16 protein-coding genes are annotated in these 20,133 nt (G+C 61.3%); 10 read left to right on the top strand and 6 right to left on the bottom strand.

What is annotated here, in order from left to right; genetic code table 11:
* Positions 1–3,210 (bottom strand): PVC-type heme-binding CxxCH protein, encoded by a 3,210-nt coding sequence (locus HNQ65_RS13820; protein WP_184340135.1) that lies wholly within the window; start codon positions 3,208–3,210, stop codon positions 1–3.
* Positions 3,211–3,820: 610 nt separating this feature from the next.
* On the opposite strand from HNQ65_RS13820, the gene HNQ65_RS13815 reads away from it, so the two are divergent.
* The 3 genes from HNQ65_RS13815 (at position 3,821) to HNQ65_RS13805 (ending at position 6,015) form a co-directional block, all read left to right on the top strand.
* Positions 3,821–4,261 carry a DUF5069 domain-containing protein gene (locus tag HNQ65_RS13815; RefSeq protein WP_184340134.1) on the top strand — a complete coding sequence of 147 codons (441 nt, stop codon included), beginning with the start codon at positions 3,821–3,823 and terminating at the stop codon, positions 4,259–4,261.
* A gap of 678 nt (positions 4,262–4,939) precedes the next feature.
* Positions 4,940–5,197 (top strand): hypothetical protein, encoded by a 258-nt coding sequence (locus tag HNQ65_RS13810; protein WP_184340133.1) that lies wholly within the window; start codon positions 4,940–4,942, stop codon positions 5,195–5,197.
* A complete protein-coding gene (locus tag HNQ65_RS13805) occupies positions 5,194–6,015 on the top strand; it encodes a hypothetical protein (protein ID WP_184340132.1) in 822 nt (273 codons plus the stop codon). The genes HNQ65_RS13810 and HNQ65_RS13805 overlap by 4 nt, the downstream gene beginning before the upstream one ends.
* 226 nt (positions 6,016–6,241) lie before the next feature.
* On the opposite strand, the gene HNQ65_RS13800 is transcribed toward HNQ65_RS13805, so the two are convergent.
* On the bottom strand, positions 6,242–8,659 hold the full coding sequence (locus HNQ65_RS13800) for a serine/threonine-protein kinase (protein ID WP_184340131.1): 2,418 nt from the start codon (positions 8,657–8,659) through the stop codon (positions 6,242–6,244).
* Between the two features lie 87 nt (positions 8,660–8,746).
* Here HNQ65_RS13800 and HNQ65_RS13795 point away from each other — a divergent pair, with 87 nt between their 5' ends.
* The 5 genes from HNQ65_RS13795 (at position 8,747) to HNQ65_RS13775 (ending at position 13,877) form a co-directional block, all read left to right on the top strand.
* On the top strand, positions 8,747–9,658 hold the full coding sequence (locus tag HNQ65_RS13795; RefSeq protein ID WP_184340130.1) for an RluA family pseudouridine synthase: 912 nt from the start codon (positions 8,747–8,749) through the stop codon (positions 9,656–9,658).
* Positions 9,659–9,839: 181 nt separating this feature from the next.
* Positions 9,840–10,202 (top strand): arsenate reductase family protein, encoded by a 363-nt coding sequence (locus HNQ65_RS13790; RefSeq protein WP_184340129.1) that lies wholly within the window; start codon positions 9,840–9,842, stop codon positions 10,200–10,202.
* Between the two features lie 286 nt (positions 10,203–10,488).
* Complete coding sequence (locus HNQ65_RS13785; RefSeq protein WP_184340128.1) at positions 10,489–12,075, top strand: hypothetical protein; 1,587 nt, start codon at positions 10,489–10,491, stop codon at positions 12,073–12,075.
* A 12-nt stretch (positions 12,076–12,087) separates the two neighbouring features.
* A complete protein-coding gene (locus HNQ65_RS13780) occupies positions 12,088–13,299 on the top strand; it encodes a hypothetical protein (RefSeq protein WP_184340127.1) in 1,212 nt (403 codons plus the stop codon).
* A 191-nt stretch (positions 13,300–13,490) separates the two neighbouring features.
* Positions 13,491–13,877: a hypothetical protein gene (locus HNQ65_RS13775; protein ID WP_221306161.1), complete on the top strand. Its 387-nt coding sequence runs from the start codon at positions 13,491–13,493 to the stop codon at positions 13,875–13,877.
* A gap of 144 nt (positions 13,878–14,021) precedes the next feature.
* Here the strand turns inward: HNQ65_RS13775 and HNQ65_RS13770 are convergent, their stop codons facing one another.
* Both HNQ65_RS13770 and HNQ65_RS13765 read right to left on the bottom strand, forming a co-directional pair.
* The gene (locus HNQ65_RS13770; protein WP_184340125.1) at positions 14,022–16,064 is read right to left on the bottom strand and encodes a carbon starvation CstA family protein; all 2,043 of its coding nucleotides are present in this window, start codon (positions 16,062–16,064) and stop codon (positions 14,022–14,024) included.
* A 115-nt stretch (positions 16,065–16,179) separates the two neighbouring features.
* Entirely contained in the window at positions 16,180–17,124 is a 945-nt protein-coding gene (locus HNQ65_RS13765) for a ThuA domain-containing protein (protein WP_184340124.1), read from the bottom strand.
* A 112-nt stretch (positions 17,125–17,236) separates the two neighbouring features.
* On the opposite strand from HNQ65_RS13765, the gene HNQ65_RS13760 reads away from it, so the two are divergent.
* Together HNQ65_RS13760 and HNQ65_RS13755 are read left to right on the top strand one after the other, a co-directional pair.
* The gene (locus HNQ65_RS13760) at positions 17,237–17,728 is read left to right on the top strand and encodes a peptidoglycan endopeptidase (protein ID WP_246438206.1); all 492 of its coding nucleotides are present in this window, start codon (positions 17,237–17,239) and stop codon (positions 17,726–17,728) included.
* Complete coding sequence (locus tag HNQ65_RS13755) at positions 17,728–18,198, top strand: RNA pyrophosphohydrolase (protein WP_184340122.1); 471 nt, start codon at positions 17,728–17,730, stop codon at positions 18,196–18,198. The genes HNQ65_RS13760 and HNQ65_RS13755 overlap by 1 nt, the downstream gene beginning before the upstream one ends.
* 16 nt (positions 18,199–18,214) lie before the next feature.
* On the opposite strand, the gene HNQ65_RS13750 is transcribed toward HNQ65_RS13755, so the two are convergent.
* Both HNQ65_RS13750 and recA read right to left on the bottom strand, forming a co-directional pair.
* Entirely contained in the window at positions 18,215–18,625 is a 411-nt protein-coding gene (locus HNQ65_RS13750) for a hypothetical protein (protein ID WP_184340121.1), read from the bottom strand.
* A gap of 105 nt (positions 18,626–18,730) precedes the next feature.
* Complete coding sequence (gene recA, locus HNQ65_RS13745; RefSeq protein ID WP_184340120.1) at positions 18,731–19,852, bottom strand: recombinase RecA; 1,122 nt, start codon at positions 19,850–19,852, stop codon at positions 18,731–18,733.
* Positions 19,853–20,133 lie beyond the last annotated feature (281 nt).

Here is a 20,133-nt window from a genome sequence, read left to right as displayed (position 1 = left end):
TCAGTGGGAGGATGGTGCGCTTTTCTTCCCTGATTTGCCTTTCAATCCAGCCAGATACGCCACGACGTCGCGGATTTGCGGTTTGGTGAGGATGCCGAGCATGGGGGGCATGACGGAGATGGGTGGGGGGAGGGAGGCGATCTGGTCGCGGGGGAAGGTTTGTTTTTTGCCGTCGGGGAGGCGGAGGATGACTTGTTTTGCGTCTTCCTTCTCCAAAACGGCGGCGATGGTTTTGCCGTCCTTGGTGGTGAGGCTGACGAAGCCGTAACCGGGAGCGATTTTGGCGACGGGGTTGAGGAGGGATTCGAGGATGTAGGGGCGGTCTTTCTGGCTGCCGATAGTCTTCAGATTGGGGCCGACCTGGCTGCCTTCCTTGGCTTCGACGGTGTGGCAGGCGAGGCAGTTGGCACCGAGGTTGTTGGTGACGATGTCTTTGCCTCGCGCGGCATCTCCTCCTTCGAGGAGCTCAGATGCACCGAGCTGCAGGGAGGCGAGCCTGGGCTTGAGGGATTCGCGGGTGGAGGCGGCTTCGAGGATGTCGAGCTGGATGGCGGCGGGGGCTTTGCCTTCGGCGAGGCGGTCGAGCCAGCGGGTGATGAGGGTGTCGTCTTTGGAGGTGGAAAGGAGGTTTAATGCGAGCTGCTGCGTGGTGGTGTCGCCTTTTTCCAGGATGGCGGCGGCTTCGGTGATGGCGCGGTCGGGCTGGTGGGTGAAGAGCTGGCGGAGGGCCTCGCGGCGGAGTTCGGCGGGGGAGGTGTCCTTGAGGGCGAGGTCGAGGGTGGTGGCAAACTCGGGGGTGGCGGCGTGCTGCGATGCCATGAGCTTGAGTGCTTCTGAGCGCAGGGTGGCGCGTGCGGTGGTGTCTGAGATGATCTGCTGGAGTACCGGTGCTGGGACTTGCAACTGGAGTTGGGTGAGGAGCTCGACGGCTTTGGCCTTGAGGCCGCCGTCCTGGATGGCGAGAAGTGCATCGAGGTGCGGCTGAACGAGGGCTGCGAAGGCTTTGGTGTCGCGTGGTGCAGCTTCGTGCGCCATGCCGTCGATGCGGTCGAGGCGCGGGGGGGCGGTGAAGGTGAGGAGGACATCCAGTGCCTCTCCCTGCAGCGGGGTGCTCTTAAGTGCAGCCTGGATGACGGGCTCGGCGATGCCGAGGCGGAGGCAGGCATTGAGGCCGCGAGGGGTGGAGCGGGTGGTGAGCTTGGGGAGGGCGGAGGGGATGCCTGTGTCGTCGTGGATGGCGCGCTCGGCTTCGGCGGCATAGGTTTTGTGGGTGAGGAATGCTGCAACGAGTGGCGAGTGGTTGCGTGCAAGTGCAAGGAGACAGCAGAGGGACTGCTTGTCGTTGGTGTGTTTGGCGAGGGTGGCTTCGTCGGCGCAACCGGCGAGGCCGGTGACGATGGCGTGGCGCATGTAGGGATCTGCGCTTTCCTGCGCTGCCATGCCGAGAAGTGCTTTGACGGCGGTGGGTTCTGCGAGCTTGCCGAGGGCGATGGCGGCGTGGAAGCGGACGCGCTGGGAGGAGTGGGTGAGGAGGGGGACGAGAGGGGCTCCGGAGGTCTTTACATCGCTGAGCATTTTGACGGCGGAAATGACGATTTCTGTGTCGGATTCCGCAATCAGGGGCAACAAAGTTGCGGCTTCGACTTTTCCGAAGCGCATGCCCTGGCCGAGGCCCCAGATGGCGTGGATGCGGGCAAGGCGGGGGGCTTTTTTGTCGAGGGCTGTTTTTTGCAGCACAGCATAATCACCCTTTTTGACGAGGGTGAATTGGGCCTGGAGTCGGACGCGCTGGTCGGGGTGTGAGAGGTGGGTGGGGTCGAGGTTTTCGGAAGTGAGGAGTTTTTGGGTTTCCTGGCGCTCGGTGCTGTTTTTGCCGGTGGGGTCGTCGGCGAACCAGATGGCGCCTTTTTCATCGAGGGGGTAGCCGCCGTCCCAGTCGGCGATGATGAGCTCTCCGGTGGGGGCGACGGCGAGGCCGATGCCCATGAGGCCGGAGTGAATGAGGCGCTCGTTCTGCATCTTGAAGGTGCTGCCGGAGGGGACGATCTGGAAGGCGGTCATCTGACCGGAGGGGAACTGGTCGAGGATGAAGTGGCCGCGCAGGGAGGTGCCGAGGGCGGTGCCGGGCTCGTGGATGAAGCCGGCGGGGCCGTTGGAGTAGTTGGCGAGAGGGGGCGTGATGAAGAGGGGCTGGCCGGGATGGGCGGGCTGCCAGATGCCGTCGCGGATCCAGCGGCTGTGCTCTTTCTGGTACTGGTGGCTGCAGCGCCAGCCGGAGTCGCTGAGCTCGGTGATGTAAACGAAACGCTCGCGCTCGCCGGGGAGGTCGGCGTCGTTGTCCACGCCGAACATGTTGCCGTAGTCGTCGAAGGCGATTTCCTGGATGTTGCGGAGGCCGTGGGCGAAGACTTCGAAGTGGGAGCCGTCGGGCTCGCAGCGCATGACGCAGCCTTCGTGGGGGTAGTAGAAGTGTTTCCCCTCTTTGCTGGTGACGTTGACGCCTTTGTCGCCGATGCTCCAGTAGATGCGGCCGTCGGGGCCGATGCGGGGGCCGTGCATGTCGTGGCCGGCGTAGGCGATGTGCATGCCGAAGCCGTGGGCGACGATCTCGCGCTCATCGGCGACGCCGTCGTCATTGGTATCGCGAAGGCGGACGAGGTCGGGGGCGACGGTGACGTAAACCCAGCCGTCGTGGTAGAGGATGCCGGCAGCGATGCCGGTGACGACGCTGTTGAAGCCTTCGGCGAAGGTGGTGATTTTATCGGCGGTGCCGTCGTGGTCGGTGTCGCAGAGCTGGTAGATGCGCTCGGAGTGGACGGTAAGGTCTTTCCAGTCGATGGAGCCGTCTTTGTTGTGGTCGGCGAGGCCGCCGCGAGGGAGGCGTGTTTTGCCGGGGGCGAGCTCGCGTTTGAGGAAGGCTTCTTTTTCTTCGACGCTGGTGAGGGCGACGTCGTCGGGGATCCACTGGGTGTGCTCGCGGATGTCGAGGTCGGCGACTTTGCGGCGGGTGGTGGCGGAGACGTAGATGCGGCCCTGGGGATCGACGGTGACAGCGACGGGGTCGGGGACGTTGAGGGTGCCGGACCAGCGGTGGAGCTCGAGAGGGGATTTGATGGGGGTGGCCTTGGGGGCCTTGGCGGGCTTTTCGTCAGCGGCGAGGCAGGGGAGGGGGAGGAGAAGTGCCAGGGCGAGGTGGCGGAGGTTTTTCATGAAGCGGGGCTGAGGGGGAGGGCGGGGAGTTTACCGTGGTTTACGGTTGGGGAGGGGAATTTATGATTTATGATTTACGATTTATGATTTCAGAGGGTTCGGCTTTGCGGGTCTTGCAGGGCTGGCGTGGATGGCGCAAAGAGGCGGAAGTGTGGAGTGGGATTTTCAAACGCGAATGGGCGCGAAGAGCCGCGAATTTTTTGGAATGAGGGCGAGGGAGCGTTGGTCTTGCACGGCTGGCTTGGGTTGCCGCAAAGAGGCGCAAGAGGGGCGCAAAAATGGGAGGCGGGAAAATTTATGATTTATGATTTACGATTTATGATTTCAGAGGGGTTGGCTTTGCGGGTCTTGCAGGGCTGGCGTGGATGGCGCAAAGAGGCGGAAGTGTGGAGTGGGATTTCAAACGCGAATGGGCGCGAAGGGCCGCGAATTCTTTGGAATGGGGGGATGATGAGGTGTGAAAAAATTGCGGGGGATTTCTTGATAATTGCGCTCAAAAAATGGGGATGGAGCGTTTGTTCTTGCCGCTGCTGCGAGGGGCCTTCAGAGTTGGGGGCTCGTTCGCTGCTGCGAATGGTCACTGAATCCTAATCCAACCACTCCCTTATCCATGAGCCAGATTGTTCCTCTTATCAGCTCCGGCATCGCCGGTCCCCTTGGTGTTCTTCATCTTCCGCGTCTGTGGCAGAAGGCCTCGCTGGCTGCTGCGGGGAAGCTGCACTCTGAGTATCCGGGCGTGGGCTGCGGGTATGACCAGATGACGCTGGATGCGCTGGGCATCAACATCGACACGTTCAAGGCGTTCATCGCGACGAAGCCGAGCTATCCGCAGCTGGAGAGCTGGATCAAGGCGCAGCCGGGCGTGAACCTGACGAAGGGCAACATCTACAAGCACAACCAGGCGATCTCGGGCTACATCCATGCTGATGACACCCGCAAGGCGATCCTGGCGGCAGATGGCATTGCGGATGACGGCAGCGTGAATCCGGGTGCGGTGGATCTGAACAACCTGGACGACTGGCACATTTTCTGGGCGCAGGAGATCAAGTAACGTTTTTTGTTCTCTGTTCGCGGTTCTCTGTTCTCGGTTGTTTTGGCCGAGGGCAGGGAGCGTGGATGGAATGACGAATGAGTAAGCCCGAATGACGAAAAAATGACGAAGGCCGAATGACGGAATGCGCGGGGGTAGTGAGGGGGAACAGGGCCTATGGGGGGAGAGCCGGATTTTAACCGCTGATGAGACGCTGATATGACGCTCATGCTGAATCAGAATTGGCCGAAAGAGGGGAAAGAGGAGGAAAAAGGGATGAGGGTTTGCGACTGGGGGCGGAGGAGAGAGGGGCTGGTCAAAGATTCAGAGGCTGGTTTTAACCGCTGACTTGCACTGACTGACACTGATGGGATTGGGGGGAGTTTGCGGTCCATCTTTCGCTAAAGCTTCGGAGGTTGCATGGTTGGCCGTAGTTGCGGAGGGGAGGGCTGGTAAAAGATGGATGGTAAAAGATTCCGAGGCGGGTTTTAACGATTGATCTGCGCTGGCTGACACGGATGGGAGTGGGGACTGGGCTGGGGATGTTTGAGTTTGTTGCAGAGGAGTGGATGGTGGGAGTCGGTGTTACTGTGTCGTCGATGATGAGAGGATGTTCATGCTAGTGCGCGCTGTGGTGTGGAGGACCGCTGCCGACCACGGTTTGCCCGCTTCTCTTTTTTTGAGTGAAACGAGGCTTGCTTGCAGTCTTGGTTTTTGGTTAAAGGCAGGGGCATTGAAATGATGGATGAGCATGAAACCAGCCTGTTTCTGGCATGCCGTATGCCTGTGCTTTGGTTGATTGTTTGCGTCCTGAGCACGCTTGAGCCGGTGATGTTGTCTGCGGTTCAGGAAGTGCCGTGGACGCCTGCTTTGATCAGGCAGCTCTATGCTGCCGACAGGGCCAAAGCCGAGGCGGAAAACCTGGTTCAGCTGTGGTGGAGGAAATCACCCCAATGAAGTTTCTTCAATTCTTTTTCATCGCCTTAGCGCTGTTGTTGACTTCGGTTAATGCGGCTGAGGATTTGTTTATGCTGCAAAAGCAAATCAGCGACCAAGGCGACATGCTAATTGTTCGCCGCATTCAGAATGGCTTCACATACGGGGTGAAGATGCCGCTGCTCCTTTATTCTTTTGCTTATCGAGACGCTGGCGGTCAGGAGTATGCACTGGGCACTCTGCCGAACTATCCGGCAATTGTGCGGCCAGGCATGTCTGAGTTTGATTTGTCGAAAATACATACTGTGGTGAATAGCCCAGATGGAGGTGTTGGCGTCTATCTTTCTGGAAAAGCCTACTCCGTGCTTCATATCTGCTTTCAAAAGAGCGACCCTGAAAACACTGCTGCGTTGTCATACGTAAAAATATTTGGCCTGCAGCCGAGGCGTGCGGGTTTCAAGCTGGTGGCTCCTGACAGATTTGATCTGACGATGGATGAGGAAGGTTCCAGTGAGCGCAAGACGCACGTTTTGGCTCTAGGTGCCGACCACAAGTGGACATTGGACGGAGCCGAATACTTTGGAAATGCTTGTGTGAGTTATGGCGGCCATCCGATTACTTACACGGAAACGAATGCCGATGCCGCAGGAAAAGCACCCAATGCAAACGAAGGAGCCGTCCTGGCAAAATCCGCAACCGCGCAGAATGCAGATGTCACTTCCGCGCAGAAGCCCAGGGTCACAAACTCCTCCTCTGGCGACCTCGCCTGGGCATTGGCCGCTGCCGGGCTGCCTCTGCTGGCCTGGTTGTGGTATCGGCGGCGCAGTAGACACAAATGACAATGTGCCCGTTGCATCCGAGAATACGCCTGCTCAAGCTTGCCTTGCTGTACCTGATCGTTTCATTCTCATATGCTTTCCCTGCGGAAATCATCGACAGAAAGCCTGTCCCCCACGCGCTCAGGCTGGTTGGCCGTCACCACCCAGCCTGAGTTCCAAGCCTCTGTCACTTCGCAGCGCCCCGAAATCAGGACGTTCCCAACATGCAAGGTGTGTCTATCGCACCTCAGATGCCGGCGGCCATGACTTTCATCCAGCGGGTGCGGAAGGAGGAGTTTTCTTCCATGAGCTGGGAGGCGATGGTGGTGGAGAGCTGGAGGAGGCCATTCAGGCGGGCGAAGGCGGCGGTGTTTTCCTGACGGCGGTAGTAGTCGGTAGAGTCGGTGATCTGGGTGCCGAGGGACTGGGCGATCTCGACGAGGGACTCGGGGGTGAGGCTGGAGAAGGGGAGGGAGAGGGTGCCGCGATCGAGGGTGATGGTGATGGTGGTGCCGGCGGGGTCTGTGGTGATGCGGCCGGTGAGCTGGCCGCCCTCCCGCCGGGTGATGGTGCCGGTCCAGCCTTTGGTGGAGAGGTCGGCGGTGAGCTGGCGGATGAAGTCGCGGGACTGGGTGTAGAGGTAGAGGCGGCCGTCGAGGGCGGTGCGGACGTCGGTGGTCTGCAGCCGGGTGCCGGTGAGCATGTCGATGGCGCGGGTGTAGTCGTAACCCTGGACGAGGGAGGGGACGAGGGCGTTGACCTCGGAGAGGATTTCGAGGTCGGCCTGGCGGTGCTTTTTGTCCTCGTCCATCTGGCGCTGCTGGTCCTGGAGGGTGAGGAGTGAGATCTCGCGCTGGAGGCCGGATTCGAGGCCTTTGATCCAGCTGAGGAAGGCGCCGCTGGTTTTGAGTTTTTTGCGGGTCTGCTGGACGAGGGCGAGGGAGGCGCGGAGCTCGGCGAGGGTGCCGGAGTTTTTGGGTTTGAGGGCGCTGCGGACGAGGGGGAAGTCGGGCTTGTAGCGGTCGACGAGGGTGCTGTAGCGGGTGATCCAGTCGAGGGAGGTGGCGGGGGTGGTGTCTGCGGCTTTTTTGAGGAGGGCGAGGTGCTCCTGGAAGTATTCGAGCTCTTTGGCGCCGAGGAGGGCATCGCCAAAATGCCATTCGGCGAGGCCGTGGAGGAGGTAGCCGAGGATTTCTTCGTTGGTGTCTTTGTAGCCGAGGGTGTCGGGGTTGAGGCCGAGGCCGAAGCCGACGGCCATGCGGTCTTTGATGCGGGTGAAGAAGGGGGCGAGGCCGTTGAGATCGGGGGTGGTGGCGAGCTGGGCGAACTGGGCTGCGGCGTCTTTTTTCTTGTCGAGCATGATGCTGCAGAGGGCAGCATTGAAGCGGGCCCAGTTTTGGGTGGGCTGGATGAGGTCTTTGGATTCGAGGAGCTTGGCGAATTTGTGCTGGGCGGTGGCGAACTGGCGGTCTTCGAGCATGTCCTGGCGGGCTTCGGTGAAGCGCTCGGAGATGGTTTTTTTGCCTGATTTGTCGGCGGTGAGGGTGACGCCGGTGCCGTCGAGGTCGAGCTGGCTGGCGGTGGTGAGCTGGAGTGCGCGTGCCTGGCGGCGCTCTCCGCTTTCGCGGACGAGCCAGCCGATGACGTAGGCGGCGATGATGGCGGCGGCGATGGAGCCGATGAGGCGTGCGCGGCGGGAGACGAGGCGGCGGCGGACGCTGCCGCGATCGAGGAGGCCTTCGGCGAGGCGCATTTCGTCGACGACTTCGGAGTAGTTGGCGAAGCGGTCTTCGGGGGTGAAGGAGAGCATGCCATTGATGACGTGCTCTGTGCGGGGGGAGAAGTGGAGGCCGGACTCTCCGAGGGTGACGCGCTTGGATTTGATGCGGCGGAGGTCTTCGATGGAGGCGGTGTCGGCTTTGTGGGGGGGGCTGCCGGTGAGGGCGTGGTAGATGGTGGCGCCGAGGGAGAAGATGTCGCTGCGGTAGTCTTCTTTGTTTTCGATGACTTTTTCGGGGGCGACATAGTAGGGGGTGGCCCAGATCTCGCCGGACTGATCTCCGCCGCGATCCATGAAGAGTGCGAGGCCGAAGTCTACGACCTTGGCGGTGCCGGTCTCGGTGAAGAGGATGTTGGCGGGTTTGACGTCGCGGTGGATGAGGGTGAGCTGCTGGGCGGCGCGGAGGCCTTCTGCGACTTCGCGGCCGATGCGGAGGGCTTCGGCTTCTTTGAGGTGGCCCTCGCGACGGATGCGCTGCTCGAGGGAGCCGCCGCCGACGAGCTCCATGGCGATGTAGAAGTAACCCTGGTCGTAGCCGACGGAGTAGAGCTTGATGACGTTGGGGTGGGTGACGTTGGCGGTGATGTGGGCTTCGCGCTGGAACTGCTCGAGGCGGACGGAGTCGCGGGAGTACTGGCGGTTGAGGATTTTGAGGGCGACGCGGCGGCCGAGGGTTTCGTCTTCGGCCTCGAAGACGCGGCTCATGCCGCCTTCGCCGATCTGGCGGACGATCATGAACTGATCGAAGCGGCGGCGGACGCGGACCATCTGGCCGCAGAAGGGGCACTGGAGCTTGGTGAAGGGCTCGAGGGAGGTGACATCGATCTGCCGCTGACACACGGGGCAGGTGCTCAGGTAGGACTGTTCTGGGGGGGCGAGAATCAAGGTGTCAGAGCTTGGATGGTAGAGGGACGCAGTGGATATGCCAGAAATTACAGTTTGCCTTATTAATTCGAAACTTGAGTTTGTGGGGTGGACTGGACCATTACTGAAACACTGGATATCGGAGATCGTTTCGACAAGCACCTGGCGCGCAGGCTGCCTGAGATGTCGCGCTCAAGGCTGCAGGACCTGATCAAGGAGGGGCATGCGACGCTGAACGGGAAAGCTGCGAAGGCGGGGGTGGCGCTGAAGAGCGGGGATGTGGTGAGTATCACGATCCCTGAAGTAGCGGAAGTGGAGATCAAGGCCCAGAACATTCCGCTGACGATTTTGTATGAGGATGCGGACATCGTGGTGCTGGACAAGGCGTCGGGGCTGGTGGTGCACCCGGCGGAGGGGAATCCGGACGGGACGCTGGTGAATGCGCTGCTGCACCATATCGAGGACCTGAGCGGGATCGGCGGGGAGATGCGGCCGGGGATTGTGCATCGTCTGGACAAGGACACGAGCGGCTGCATGGTGGTGGCGAAGAATGACACGGCGCACCGGCGGCTGACGGAGGCTTTTTCGGAGCGGAGGATCGCGAAGATCTACCTGGCGGTGGTGAATGGTGTGCCGAAGGAGGAGGGCGGGAGGATTCAAAACTACATCGGCCGGCATGCGGTGGACCGGAAGCGGATGAGCATTTTGCTGGATGGTGCGGGGAAGGAGGCGATCACGGAGTGGAAGCGGCTGGCGGTGGACCAGGGATGCGCGCTGATCCAGTGCCGGCTGCTGACGGGGCGGACGCACCAGATCCGCGTGCATATGCGCGAGGCGCTGCAGTGCGCGATTTTGGGTGACCCGATCTATGCGCAGCCGAACAAGCAGCGGGTGCGGGTGCCGCGGCTGATGCTGCATGCGTGGAAGCTTTCGTTCAACCACCCGATCCATGACCAGCCGATGGCGTTTGAGGCGAAGGTGCCGGCGGAGTTTGAGCCGTGGATGGGGAAGGTGGAATGAAGGTGGCTGAACGTCGTTGACGATGGTTTACGGGTGTTGGCGGCGGGGGCCGTTTCAAGTTTAAGGTTTCAAGTTTAAAGTTCTGGCGGGTGAAGTCGCGGGTAGTCTTTTTGTTTGGCTTTGGTGGTAGCGGGGCTTTTGTGGGGGAGACTGATCTGAGAACCTTTTTTCGTTTTATTTTATGCTCAAAGTTTATGCCTACTCCGGATGCTCGACGTGCAAGAATGCCCTGAAGTGGCTGAAGGGGCGCGGGGTGGCGTATGAGGAGAAGGCGATCCGGGAGACGCCGCCGAGTGTGGCGGAGCTGAAGATGATGCTGAGCGCGTACGCGGGGGATGTGCGGCGGCTTTTTAATGTGTCGGGCATGGATTACCGCAGCCTGGGACTGAAGGACACGCTGCCGGGAATGAGCACGGATGAGGCGCTGGCGCTGCTGGCGGGGAACGGGAATCTGGTGAAGCGGCCCTTTGCGCTGGATGCGAAGGGGAAGGTGTGCCTGGTGGGATTTAAGGAGGCGGAGTGGGAGGCGGCTCTGGGGAAGTGAGGAGGGGAATCTGAATGCCGAGGAGCATGCGATGACTGAGATCGAGGGGCGCTGGCGCTTCTGTCTGCAGCCGGATGGTGGTGAGCATGTGTTTGAATCGGCGTGGCCGGAGATTGTAAAGCGGGTGTGAGAGCGCTTTTGCCCGCTGGTGTGGTTTGCGGGAGCGTTGGGAGAATGAGCTTGGAAGCACGTGCTCATGCTGTGGCGCGGGCTTGGTTTCCTGGCCCATTCTTGCGCAGGCAACTATCCTATTGCCATCTGACCGGGGGGCTGGCTAACCTCGGGCATGAAAATATTTCGTGCGTTTGTTTACCTGGCTGTGCTGCTGGCGGGGCTTACGGCTGGCAGGTTGATTTCGGCCACGGGGGCGGCGTGTTCTGAGGTGGTGAGGGCCTGGCAGCAGCGGGATATGGAGGCCTGCTCTGCGGCGCTTGCCCGTGTGGCCGGGGCGAGCCCGGCGCAAGCTTTTGAGACGCTGCTGAGCCTGGAAGGAGATGAGGCGGTGAGATGGGAGCTGCTGCGGCAGCTGCTCAAAGACTGCCCAGAGGCAGGCCCCGCAGTGATGGATGAGTACCTGAAGCACCCGGAGCTGCATCGTGACTACACCTTGGGCGACGTCTGCTTCTCTGGCTGCGCGCGGGTCGCGCCTGATCGTGCCTGGCAGGCCATGATGGAGCAGCGGGTGCTGTTCATGCCTGCTTTTCTGCCGGGCATCGCGCGGGGCATGGCGCAGAAGGACGCGAAGGGGGCGATGCGCTATGCAGAAAAAATCTCGTGCGCCATGCAGCGGGAGGCCTTTGTGCATGAGCTGCTGCAGGAGTGGTCCGCGCATGATGCGGAGGGCCTGCTGGCATGGCTGCGCGCACAGCCCGATGCTGAAAAACTGGCCCGGCATGTGGGGTGGTTTCAACTCAAGATCAAAGATGCTGCGCAGCTGGCGGTCATTGCAGAGCTGATGCCGGAAAGCTTTGCCACAGAGCGCTCCTCGCTGCATTCCGGAGTGCCAAGACCTGCAGCCGAGGGCAGGTGGATGCAGCAGACCGGCTGGCTGCTGGCCTTTCCAGCAGGGGAGAAGCGCACGATGCTGTGCACTGCCGCCGCGCGGGGGCTGATGCAGATCGATCCTGAGGCTGCGCTCAAGCTGCTGCCGGAAATCAGAAACACAAACGTGCGCCATCAGGTCATGAGCACGGTCTCCGCCTTCCGCGCAGCCGTCTCGCCGCAAGAAGGGCTGGCGTTTGCCAATGCGCTCACGGATGCCGTGGAGCGCCGCAATGCCAAAAACTCTGTCCTTCTGACCTGGGCGCAAAATGATCCTGCCGGTGCTGCGCGGCATGCCGTGGAGTCTGGCGATCCGGACGCAAAGATCATTCTGAGCCAGGCAGCCTTTCAATGGGCCCTGGCCGATCCTGAAAACGCCTGCCGCTTTGCGCTGGAGCATGAGAAGCCGGACGAAGCCAGTGCGGTGAAAAGACATGCCATGCTGAAGTCCGCCGTCAAGATTTGGGCTGGCAAGGAGCCGGTGGCTGCGGCGCGGTGGGCTGAGGCCCTGCCTGCGGGCAGCGCGAAGGACGCGGCCTGGTATGGGGTGGCCACGGCGATGGCTTTGAGGATGCCAGAAGAGGCCCTGCGCCGGGCCCAGGACATTCAGGATGCAGCCGTGCGCAGGCAGGCGCTGCAGCTCTGCCTTATGTCCTGGCTCTACAAGGACAACGAAGGGCCGGTAAAATGGCTGCAGCAGGCCAGTCTGGATGATGAGACACGAAAGGCGCTCGATGCTTATGTGAAAACCAGAGTCGCGGCTACTCGGTCGGGCCATTCAGAAAGCGGCGGATCCTTCTTCATCAGCGATGCGATCTCCATCTTCCACTAACCTCTTTTTGCGATGAAAACTGTCATCTGGTGCACCAGCTTATTTGCATGCGGCCTGCTGGGCGGCGTGCTGTACTCCTACAGGCCGCTTCTCATGCCGGCCGGACCTTCTGCCGCCTTCAGCCGGTGGCAGGAGGCGGCCTCGGGAGGGCGGATGGAGCCTCAAACCCGTGAGAAGCTGCTGCTGCAGATGGCGCAGGGCGACGCACCGCGTGCCTGGCAGGTGCTGACGAAGAGCGGCGTAAAACCGCGCCTGACGGAGATGGAGCTGGTGGCACGTGAATGGGGGCGACAGGACGGGCATGGAGCTGCCGCTTTTGGGCAGGCCATCGAAGATCCGATCGAGCGCCATGCCTTTCTGAGTGTGGCCCTGGCGTGCTGGTTTGGCAGCCAGCCGCAGGTGTTTTTGGAGTGGCTCAAGACGCAGCCAGACAGGGAGCGGATCGTGGGGGACATGTCCTATCTGGAGTATGGAAAGGTCATCAAACCCGAGGTGGCGTCTCTGGACGCCCTGGTGGCGCTTTACGCAGGAGGGCAGGAGCAGCGTGCGCAGATCAGAAATCTTGTCAGCCACGTCTGGCAGCGTGGTGGGCAAAAAGAAGCCGTGCTGGCCTGGCTGCGCCGACAGCCCAAGTTTGAACAGTGTGACTATGCCTGGAGCTCCATCGCCACCGATCTGGCCCCCACGGATGCGCGTGCGGCGGCTGCGCTGGCTGTGGAGGTGGCCTCTCCGAAGATCCGCCGGGGCCTGACCAGCACCGCTGCCGCGTGGATGGCGAAGGCGGATGCTTCCGCTGCGCTGGCCTACGCTGAGAGCCTGCCGGATGAGGAGAGTCGAGATGCCGCGTGGCGCAGCGTGCTGGGTACATGGCTGAAGAATGATCCCGCCGGGGCGCTGGGGTATGTGCGGCAGCATCTCGACACGATCACCACGGACAAGGTGCGCACGGTGCTGGGAAATGAGCCGGCAATCGCGGTGGATGTGATCGGTCTTGTGCGGCTGATGAAAGGGACGGAGGAAAGCCGGGATGCCGTCCTGAGTAGCATCATGACTCAGTGGAAAGATTATTCACGGGAGGATATGAGCCGCTGGCTGGCCAGTCCGGACGCGGCGTGGATGCCTCCGGAGGCACTGAAAAGATACCGGAAGATGGCCGAGCAGCCGTGGCCATTTTCAGCCGGCAACCAGACGATTCAGGGACGGCGTGTTTGGATCAGTGGCTGATGACGAGCCGTGGGGACGCCGCTGAGTGTGGCGGAGCTGGAGATGATGCTGAGCGCGTGTGAGGCGGACTTCCATGAGCGCTTGTTAATTATGCTTGTTTTGGCCGCGTTCTGCCGGGTAACTTCGGGTACATGGTGATGCGCAGGAAGGGTTTCATTTTGCTGGCGCTCGTGGCACTGCTGCCTCTGGGCATGAGAACGCAGGTGGAAGATTACACCGGCGCGCATCGAATCTGCCTGACGTGGGCCTTCATTCGAATCAGCCCTTATCTCGTTGAAGCCCCTACCGAAATGACACGCTGGTTTACCGAAAAGGCTGGGGCTGGAACGCACTCACCTGTTTGGTGCTTTGAGGGGAACAGCATTCTTGGATTCCAAGCCTATCGGCAAGGGCCAGCGCCAGGCCGACACAGACAGCGCTTTCTATTTTACTATATGTATCTGAGCGTCGGAAAAGAGGACAAGGAACGGGTGATTGCCAGTGCTCGTCGTTATCTCGACGCCTCTGATCCAGGGTTGTGCAACGCGATCTTTGCTGAAGCCTACAATGAGTGGGGCCGGCTGATTTATTCCCCCTGAGCAAGGGCCGTGCTCGTGTATGCGCAAGCTGGCGTGCGCGCTGAGGGGGGAGGGGAAGGGTGACCTGCTCGAAAAGCGGTAGCTGCGATGCAGGCTTGCGCCTTGCATCTTCGCGACCGCAGTCCAAAAAGCTGGCGTGCTTGATCACGCGCCTTCGGGCAGGGCGACGTAGGGTTCTTCGTTGAGGACGGGTTTTTTGGCGCCGCTGAGGAGCTTGATCCATTCGCTGAGGCAGCCGATGAAGATGATGGCGACGGCGAAGAGGAAGAAGGCGGTGACGGCGGTGTCCACGTTGAAATTGAACTGCTGCGCGGCCCAGGTTTTCATCTCCACAGGGGTGCCGCCTTTGGCGAGCTTTTCACCGTACATTTTTGCGCCTGCGATGAAGCCCATGCGCGGGTCTTTGTCGAAGAGCTTGATGTAGCCGGCGGCGAAGGTGGCGCTCATGAGGAAGATGAGCGGGATGACGGTGACGAGGAGGTAGCGGGCCTTGCCCATCTTGATGAGGATGGTGGTGCCGAGGCAGAAGGCGATGACGGCGAGGAGCTGATTGGCGATGCCGAAGAGCGGCCAGAGGGTGTTGATGCCGCCGAGGGGATCGACGACGCCCTGATAGAGGAAGTAGCCCCAGGCGGCGACGAGCATGGCGCTGGCAAAGACGTTGGCGGGGAGGCTGCGGGTGTTGCCGAGGGGTTTCCAGATGCCGCCGAGGAAGTCCTGCAGGATGAAGCGGCCCACGCGCGTGCCGGCGTCGATGGTGGTCAGGATGAACAGCGCCTCAAACATGATGGCGAAGTGGTACCAGAAGGACATCCACGCGGGGCCAAAGGCGCGGGCGAACATCTGCGCCATGCCGACGGCAAAGGTGGGGGCTCCGCCGACGCGGCCAAACATGGTTTTTTCGCCGATGTCGGCGGCCAGTTTGTCCATGCCTGCGACGGTGACGGGGAATCCGGCATTGGAGATGACGCCGACGACTTCGGTGGGAGCCATGGTCTTGTTGATGCCAGCATTGATGGCGAAGTATTCGCCGGGCTGAAGGGCGCAGGCGGCGACGAGGGCCATGAGTGCGACGAGCATCTCGGTGATCATGGCACCGTAGGCAACGCTGCGGATGTCGGCTTCGTTGTCGAGCAGCTTGGGGGTGGTGCCGGAGGAGATGAGGGCGTGGAAGCCGGAGATGGCTCCGCAGGCGATGGTGATGAAGACGAAGGGGAAGACGCTGCCGAGGAAGACCAGGCCGGTGCCATCGACGAACTTCGTGAGCTTGGGCATCTGCAAATCGGGGGCGACCCAGATGACGACAACGGCGAGGACGGCGACGGTGCCGATCTTCATGAAGGTGCTGAGGTAGTCACGCGGGGCGAGGAGCATCCAGACGGGGAGCACGGAGGCGGCGAAGCCGTAGATCATGATGGACCAGGCGATGGTTTCGCCCTTGTAGTCGAAGTAGTGCTCGATGCCCCAGGCTTTGAGATTGCTGCCCGCCCAGACGCTGACGAGCAGGCCGATGATGCCGAAGATGGTGACGCTGCGCACGCTGGCACCGAAGATGGTGTGACCAAAGCCCATGATGAAGGCCAGCGGGATGGTCATGACGATGGTGAAGAGACCCCAGGGGCTCTCGGCCAGGGCCTTGACCACGACGAGGCCAAGCACGGCGAGAAGGATGGTCATGATGGCGAGGACGGAGATCATGGCGACGAGGCCGACGATCGGGTTCACTTCCTCCTTGAGCATCTGGCCCACGGATTTGCCGCCACGGCGGATGGAGGCAAACATCACGATCGCATCATGCACGCCACCGCCGAGTGTGGCGCCGATCAAGATCCAAAGCATGCCGGGAAGGTAGCCGAACTGCGCCGCGAGCACGGGGCCCACGAGCGGGCCGGGGCCTGCGATGGCGGCGAAGTGGTGGCCGAAGACGACCCACTTGTTGGTGGGAACGAAGTCCTTGCCGTCCTTGTGCGTGACTGAGGGCGGGGCGCGATGGGCATCGAGCACGAGCACCTTGGTGATGAGCCATTTGCTGTAAAAGCGATAGGCGACGGCAAAGGAGCACAGGCCAGCCACCACGAGCCAGAGCGCATTGATGGTCTCTCCTTTGTGCAATGCGGAGAAGGCGACGGAGCCAGCTCCGAGAAGGGAGACGGCGATCCAGGCGAGGACTTGAAGGGGCTTGGGCATGGTGGTGGAGAGAAGTCATCCAGTCGTGCTGCGACTGGATTTGGACAGGGAATTTGAGAGGGAGGGGGGACGGACTAAACGGTCGAAGAAAGGCTCTCGTTGCGGCGCAACGAAACTACTTTGCAGGAGCGGCGTCGGTCTTGGCGGGCTTGGGCGGCGGCGGGGCCACGTAGGGGGGATTGGTCATGGCGCCGGGGGCGGTTTCCTTGAGGTTTGGGGGCACGTCTGCCTGGACATCTCCCAGCGCCCATTTGATGCCGCCGATCAGGATGTTCTGGAAGGTGGGATTGGTCCACACGTCCTCGCGGTGGCCCATGGCGGTGTACCAGACGCGGCCTGCGCCTTCTTTGCGTGCCCAGGTGCTGGGGTAGGCGGGGCGTTCGTATTCCTTGCCCTCCATGGCGGGGGCGTCGATGACGCTGAGGACGTGGATGTCAGGCGTGAAGTCTTTGAGCGAGTACCACTCCTCCATGAAGCCGTAGGTGGCACCGACCTTTTCAAAGCCGGGGAACTTGGCGTCGGTGACGGTGTTTTTGGCATCCTGCTGCTTGCCGTGCTTGATGAACTCGGCGCCGAGGAAGCGCACGTAGGCGTCGGCTTTGTCGCCGTGGTTCACGTAGCGTTCGGGGCCTTTCAGGGCCTCGTTGTCGGTGTGGAAGGTGTCGCTGGCGGAGTGGGTGCCGATGAAGCCCTTGCCGCTCTTGACGTAGTCAAAGAGGGCCTGCTTGCCCTCGGGGCTCATGGGCGGATTTTTATCGGTGCCTTCGCTGCAGAGGTCTCCGGTGGTGTAGAAGAAGACGGCGTCAAACTGGGCGAGGTAGTCCTTGCTGAACTTGGAGCCGTCTTTGGAGAAGGTGAAGTCCCAGCCGTTTTTTTCGCCGAGCTCCAGCAGCACTTTTTCGGCATAACTGGGCTGCCCATTTTTCCAGGAAATGACGGCATGCTCATAGCCGCTGGATTTGGTGAAGAAGAGGATCTTGTGCTTGGCGGCAGGAGCGGAGAAAGCCACGGCACAAGCAGCGGCGGCCAGCATCAGAGGGGCGGCGAGTTTTCGGATCATGGGGGCGGATTGTGGCAAGTATTTGAAAACAAGGCAAGACGGTGTTGCGCGCCTTGTCATTTCCGAGAGGCTGAATACGATGGGCCAGATGATGCGACTTTTCCCCCTCCTGATGCTCCTGCCTCTGTGCGTGCTGCTCTGCCAGTGCGGATCCAGTGCGGGCTCGCGCTGGGAATACAAGTATGCTCCCGGAAAGACGGCGGTGATCGTAGGCGGGCGGGCCGTGCCACCGGCGAATGCCCCGCCGGAAGTGATGAGGGCCATCTCCGCCGGGAACCGCATCTGCACCAAGCCGTACCGCCGTGGCGGCGGGCATGCGCATTTTGAAGACTGGGCCTATGACTGCTCCGGCACCACCTCGTATGTGCTGCATGCCGCTGGCAGGCTGAGCAAGCCCACGGTCTCCGGGGCCTTCCGCAGCTATGGCAGCAGCGGTCATGGCAAATGGATCACGGTGTATGCCCGCAAGGGGCACGTCTTTCTCGAAGTGGCCGGCCTGCGGCTGGACACCGGCTACAGCGATGCGGACAGCGACGGCCCGCGCTGGAGCAGCCGCTCTCGCCCAACCAAGGGCTACACCATGCGACATCCTTCCGGCCTGTAATGATCCCACCTGAAGCCATCGTCTATCGTCCAAATGTCGCTGCGATTTTGCAGCGTGAGGATGGCTGTATTTTTGTGGCGGAGCGCCTCAACATCAAAAACGCCTGGCAGTTTCCGCAGGGCGGCATTGATGAGGGAGAGGATGCCGAGACGGCGCTGTTTCGCGAACTGGAGGAGGAGATCGGCGTGAAGCGCGAGCAGCTGCAGATTTTGCAAAGGAGGGAGGGCTACCGCTACTCCTTCAGCAAAGGTCGGCTGAAATACGGCTTCTACGGCGGGCAGGAGCAGACCTACTTTCTCTGCCGGTTTGACGGAACGGACGCTGACTTCAATCTGGATGCGACCCACCGCGAATTTTCCACCTTCAAGTGGATCAAGCCGTCTGAGTTTCAGATGGACTGGGTGCCGAAATTCAAGCGCCGCGTGTACCGCCAGGTGATGCACGACTTCTTTGGCGTGGAGCTGGAGTGAGCACAGAACGGAGCTGTCAGTTTAACCCGAAGCTCTGATGACCGCCCAGCCGTGGGCGAAACCAGCGCATTTTGGAGCGGGTCTTGGCTGGCTGAGATTCCTCCGCGTGAGCCTGCAGCACGAGGAGGGAAATTTTGAAGCCGGATGAGCCATCGGCGCGCCGCTGTGGGAGGCCGGCGGCCACCAGGCACTTGAGCATGACCCACTTTGAGGTGGTGTCTGTCATGGCCAGGATGGCGGGGGTGAGTGCGGAGCGCTCCACACGGACCTGGAGCTCGGAGCCGATCTCGAAGCGCTGGCGGGACCAGAAGACAAGACCGCATGAAGTGACCTCGCAGAGCTCGACGACGGCCTGACGTCCTCCACATTCCGGCTTTGAGTCGCCTGCGGAGGTTTCCTGCTGCTGGTGCTGGCCGTGCTTAGCCATACTCGTCGCGGAATGACCGCGAAAAGAGGCGCACGGGGCGGTAAATGTCAAACGACGAAGGTACTGGAACGTGAAAGGGCGGGGGCACATTTCACGTGCAGCCGCTTACTCTTCGTCCGAAGAGGAAGCGGCGGCGGCAGCGGCGGCTCCTTTGGCCGGTGATTTCTCATTGGTGGCGTTCTTCTCCGCCAGCTTGGCCTTCACGGCGGCTTCAATCTCGGCGTAAACGGTGGCGTCGCTGCGCAGCACTTCTTTGGCGGCGTCGCGGCCCTGGGCCAGCTGGGTGCCCTTGTAGCTGATCCACGATCCGCGCTTCTGCAGGATTTCGAAGTCCATGGCCAGATCCAGCAGGGAGCCGACATTGGAGATGCCTTCGTTGTACATGATGTCGAATTCGGCCTCGGTGTAGGGCGGGGCCAGCTTGTTCTTCACCACTTTGACCTTGGTGCGGTTGCCGGTGACGGTGCCGTCGGTGGTCTTGATGGCGCCGATGCGGCGGATGTCGAGACGCACGCTGGCGTAGAATTTCAGGGCCTTGCCGCCAGGGGTGGTTTCGGGGTTGCCAAACATGACGCCGATTTTTTCTCGGATCTGGTTGGTGAAGACGCAGCAGGTACGGGCCTTGGAGATGATGGCGGTGAGCTTGCGGAGCGCGGCGCTCATAAGGCGGGCCTGAGCACCCACGGTGGAGTCGCCGATGTCGCCGTCGAGTTCCTGGCGGGTGACGAGAGCGGCCACGGAGTCGATGACGATGACGTCGAGAGCGTTGGAGCGGACGAGGGTTTCGCAGATGCGCAGGGCTTCTTCACCGGAGCTGGGCTGGGAGACGAGCAGCTCGTCCATCTTGACGCCGAGGCGGCGGGCGTAGCTGGGGTCGAGGGCGTGCTCCACGTCGATGAAGGCGGCCAGGCCGCCGGCCTTCTGGGCCTGGGCGATGACGGTGAGGGTGAGGGTCGTCTTACCGGAGGATTCCGGGCCATAGACCTCCACCACACGGCCGCGGGGGAAGCCGCCGGTGCCGAGTGCTTGGTCGATAAGGAGATTGCCGGTGGGGATGACACTGACGTCGATCTTGGAGCTGTCGTCGCCCATGCGGAGGATGGCGCCTTCGCCGTAGTCTTTCTGAATCTGCTGGATGGCCAGATCGAGATTGCGGCTGCGCGCCTCGGCGATTTTGTCGGTCTTGGCGGAGGAAGTGTCGGCGGATTCTTTGGGAGCGCGGGCCATAATCAGGTGTGGTGTGTGGTTAAAAAAGATGTTCGGGTGAACAGAAAACGCATTTCGAGGGGGCTGTAAAGGACTTTTCGTCGTTTTGGGGCCAAGGACTGAATGAATTTACTCATCGAATAGCCTGTTGCGTTATTATACAGTAATTATGTATGTCGTTCGCTTAAGGTCACGGAACGTGAATTTTGCGGGGCTGTGATATGCTGCTCGTTATGATATGGTTGACAGAGGCTGCTGGTGCCAAGACGACTTGACTGGGGCCCGTATCACGCTGATTGGCG

Source organism: Prosthecobacter vanneervenii (genome assembly GCF_014203095.1).
GTDB classification, from domain to species: Bacteria; Verrucomicrobiota; Verrucomicrobiia; order Verrucomicrobiales; family Verrucomicrobiaceae; genus Prosthecobacter; species Prosthecobacter vanneervenii.
Note: the sequence above shows the minus strand (reverse complement) of the source record. Positions and strands in the feature narration are given on the sequence as shown.